The 1,328-nt window shown below is 68.8% G+C and carries 1 protein-coding gene; it reads left to right on the top strand.

Features of this window, described 5'->3' with window-relative positions:
* Positions 1 to 1,328 (top strand): excinuclease ABC subunit UvrA (uvrA, locus tag B4M60_RS09970; protein ID WP_291083042.1); only part of this gene is annotated, 1,328 nt, incomplete at both ends.

The following is a 1,328-nucleotide window of genomic DNA, read 5'->3' as shown; positions in this document are numbered from 1 at the left end:
CCGTCGATCGGCCTGCACCAGCGGGACAACCGGCGGCTCATCGACACCCTGGTGCGGCTGCGGGACCTGGGCAACACCCTGCTCGTGGTGGAGCACGACGAGGACACCATCCGCTCGGCCGACTGGATCGTCGACATCGGTCCACTGGCGGGCGAGCACGGCGGCCGCGTGGTCCATTCGGGCGACTACGCGGGGTTGCTGGCCAACACCGAGTCGCTCACGGGTGACTACCTGGCGGGCAGACGGTCCATCGCCATTCCCGAGAAGCGGCGGGAGGCCAGCACGGAGAAGAGACTCCACGTCCGCGGGGCCCGCGAGAACAACCTCAAGAACGTCGACGTGGTGTTCCCGGGCGGGGTGCTCTGCGCGGTCACCGGGGTGTCGGGCTCGGGCAAGTCGACCCTGGTCAACGACATCCTGGCCACGTCGCTGGCCAACCAGCTCAACCGCGCCAGGCAGGTTCCCGGTCGGCACTCCCGCATCGACGGCGTCGACGGGTTCGACAAACTGGTCCAGGTGGACCAGTCTCCGATCGGCCGGACGCCGCGGTCCAACCCGGCCACCTACACCGGCGTGTTCGACAAGATCCGCACCCTGTTCGCCGCCACCACCGAGGCCAAGGTCCGCGGCTACAAGCAGGGCAGGTTCTCCTTCAACGTCAAGGGCGGTCGGTGCGAGGCCTGCCAGGGTGACGGCACCCTGAAGATCGAGATGAACTTCCTGCCGGACGTCTACGTCCCGTGCGAGGTCTGCCACGGCGCGCGGTACAACCGCGAGACGCTCGAGGTGCACTACAAGGGCAAGACCATCGCCGAGGTGCTGGACATGCCCATCGAGGAGGCGTCCGAGTTCTTCGAACCGATCACCTCCATCCACCGCTACCTCAGGACCCTCGCCGAGGTCGGTCTCGGCTACGTGCGGCTGGGGCAGCCCGCCCCCACGCTGTCGGGTGGCGAGGCGCAGCGCGTCAAGCTGGCTGCCGAGCTGCAGAAGCGGTCGAGCGGCCGGACGGTCTACATCCTCGACGAGCCCACGACGGGCCTGCACTTCGAGGACATCACCAAGCTCCTCCTGGTGATCCAGGGGTTGGTCGACAAGGGCAACACCGTCATCGTGATCGAGCACAACCTCGACGTGATCAAGAGCGCCGACTGGGTGATCGACATGGGCCCCGAGGGCGGCGCGGGCGGGGGGATGGTCGTGGCGGAGGGCACGCCGGAGCACGTGGCGACGGTCCCGGAGAGCCACACGGGTCGATTCCTCGCCGAGGTGCTCCCGGCACGGGGGCCTGCAGACGAGGCTCGGGCCCCGGCCAAGAAGACCCCGGC

The organism is Dietzia sp. UBA5065, from assembly GCA_002415925.1.
GTDB lineage: Bacteria > Actinomycetota > Actinomycetes > Mycobacteriales > Mycobacteriaceae > Dietzia.
Note: the sequence above shows the minus strand (reverse complement) of the source record. Positions and strands in the feature narration are given on the sequence as shown.